At 72.5% G+C, this 1,830-nt stretch carries 4 protein-coding genes and 1 pseudogene; 3 read left to right on the top strand and 2 right to left on the bottom strand.

All coding sequences use genetic code 11. The features are described 5' to 3' along the window. The 3 genes from V7050_RS20820 to V7050_RS20830 form a co-directional block, all read left to right on the top strand. Window positions 1–230, top strand: a 230-nt coding sequence (locus V7050_RS20820; RefSeq protein WP_324411259.1) for a hypothetical protein, incomplete at its 5' end; no start/stop codon positions are given. A gap of 75 nt (window positions 231–305) precedes the next feature. Next, window positions 306–509 carry a hypothetical protein gene (locus tag V7050_RS20825; RefSeq protein ID WP_324370161.1) on the top strand — a complete coding sequence of 68 codons (204 nt, stop codon included), beginning with the start codon at window positions 306–308 and terminating at the stop codon, window positions 507–509. Window positions 510–680: 171 nt separating this feature from the next. After that, a complete protein-coding gene (locus tag V7050_RS20830) occupies window positions 681–971 on the top strand; it encodes a hypothetical protein (RefSeq protein ID WP_324370163.1) in 291 nt (96 codons plus the stop codon). A gap of 182 nt (window positions 972–1,153) precedes the next feature. Here V7050_RS20830 and V7050_RS20835 read toward each other — a convergent pair whose 3' ends face one another. Both V7050_RS20835 and V7050_RS20840 read right to left on the bottom strand, forming a co-directional pair. After that, window positions 1,154–1,540, bottom strand: coding sequence for a VOC family protein (locus tag V7050_RS20835; RefSeq protein WP_324370165.1), 387 nt, complete (start codon window positions 1,538–1,540; stop codon window positions 1,154–1,156). Window positions 1,541–1,664: 124 nt separating this feature from the next. After that, window positions 1,665–1,830 (bottom strand): annotated as a pseudogene (locus tag V7050_RS20840) (NAD-dependent dihydropyrimidine dehydrogenase subunit PreA); the annotation flags it as partial.

Below are 1,830 nucleotides of genomic sequence, written 5' to 3' on the forward strand. Positions count from 1 at the left end.
GCCCGGCGCTTCGTGTCGATCAGCGGGCCGCACGCCGGGACCGCGACCGCCTGGCGGGCTGGATCGCGGGACTGGCGGGCCGGGAAGTACCCGCCGAAAATCCTTCCGTTCCGCCCGAGGAGTCGCAATCCTCCTGGAGCGAAAAGGGGTCGTCGGGCTATGCCGACCACCTCGGCGCCCTGCGCGGCCAGGGCGCCGCCAACGGCAGGGTGCTCGACCGTGCGGCCTGATCCCGCCCGGCCGGTCCATGCCCGTCCCGAGCCGCCGCCGCGGGTCGCGACGCAGCCAAGCGAGGATTCCCGGACATGTCCGTCCCCTATGATCTGAAGATCGTCCCGGCGCTCACCTTCCGGCCGCTCTCGCCGGTGCTGGCGCAGCTGATCGACAACGCCTATCGCGACCTCGCCCAGGACGGCATCAGGCCGGCGGAAGCCGTGCCGGCGCCGGTCCCGCAGCCTGCCGAGGCAAGCCCGGTCGATCCGTCCAAGATGCTCGATCGCCGCGCCTGACACCGATCCGCGCGGCCCGACCGCCTGCGGCCCCTGTTCCGGGCGGCCGGCGCGGCCCTTTGCGCCGGGGACCACGGCGCTCCCCTTAACCTTCTGAAAAGCAGAACCTTCTCCGGCGGGAAATCCGCGCGTATACTCGTAAAAGTCTCGATGCTTTTGCGGGGAATACCGATGAAGATTGCCGCATCCCATGCCCGGTTGATCGGCGCCTCGCGGCCGACCCATCACGATCGCACCCCGTCGGGGCCGCGTGCGGGCCAGCGCACCGCCGAGGGCGGTGACCGGCGTCGGCGCTGCGACCGCGCGCCGGATGCTCCGCCCCGCCCGATCGCCTCCGGCCAGGAGGAACTGTGCTGGGACGGCACGCCGGTCCCCGCCGCCGCCCGCATCGTCGCCGCCGCCCGCGCCTTCGCGGCCGGCAACGGCTACCTCCCCGGCCAGATCGTGGACCGCTCCGCCTGAGACCGAAGGCCCTTCCACGCGGCCGTCGCCGCGGCGTCTGGGCAGGAAAAAGACCGCGTTCCGCGCGGCCCGCGCCGCCTCCCCGAACCGAAGAGGCGAGGCGCCACCAGCGCCACGTCTCGAAGAACTACCACAAGACCAATAGCATGCGCCCCGTCCCGCGGCGCGACGCCGCCCGGCCGTCAGGTCTCCGGCGCGTCTCCCGGCGCCGCGGGCTGCCAGAGTTCCAGCGGATTGCCTTCCGGGTCGGCCAGCCTGGCGAACCGGCCGTTCGGATAGATCTCCGGATCGACCTCCACCATGGTGCCGGCCGCGCGCAGCGCCGCGACGATCCCGTCGAGATCGTCCACCCGCAGGTTCAGGATCCAGCGCGATTCCGCCGGATCCGACCCGCCCGGCTCGCCCTTGAAGGGCGCGAAGACCGTATCCCCCGCCTCCTGCCGCCAGGGCGGCGTCACGTAATCCCCCGGAACCGGGTCGATCCCGAAATGCACCGTGTACCAGCGCGCCAGCGCCTGCGGATCGCGTGCCGGAAAGAAGAACCCGCCGATCCCCGTGACCCGTGCCATCCCGCTCACCCCGCCCGACATCCGGCGGCGCCGACACCGGCGTCCCGGTGATCCCCGGCGGGATCCCGGCACTCGACCGGCACGGCCGCCGCCCCCCCGACCACGGCCCAGGCGACCATCCGCCCTATTCCGCCGCGCGTGCCAGCGGGTTGTTCGGATGCGTCGTCCAATTGGCGTATTCCGCCTCGACGACCCGCCCGGTCCGCGGATCGATGCTGCCGGGCTCCAGCCGCTCCATGGTGATGCAATCCTCGACCGGGCAGACATCGACGCAGAGGTTGCAGGCGACG

Source organism: Amaricoccus sp. (assembly GCF_036846665.1).
Taxonomy (GTDB): domain Bacteria; phylum Pseudomonadota; class Alphaproteobacteria; order Rhodobacterales; family Rhodobacteraceae; genus Amaricoccus.

Bases quoted from the DNA above. Each gene is read 5' to 3' on its own strand.
- V7050_RS20830 (WP_324370163.1), top strand. From the start codon at position 681: ATGAAGATTGCCGCATCCCATGCCCGGTTGATCGGCGCCTCGCGGCCG.
- V7050_RS20825 (WP_324370161.1), top strand. From the start codon at position 306: ATGTCCGTCCCCTATGATCTGAAGATCGTCCCGGCGCTCACCTTCCGG.
- V7050_RS20835 (WP_324370165.1), bottom strand. From the start codon at position 1,540: ATGGCACGGGTCACGGGGATCGGCGGGTTCTTCTTTCCGGCACGCGAT.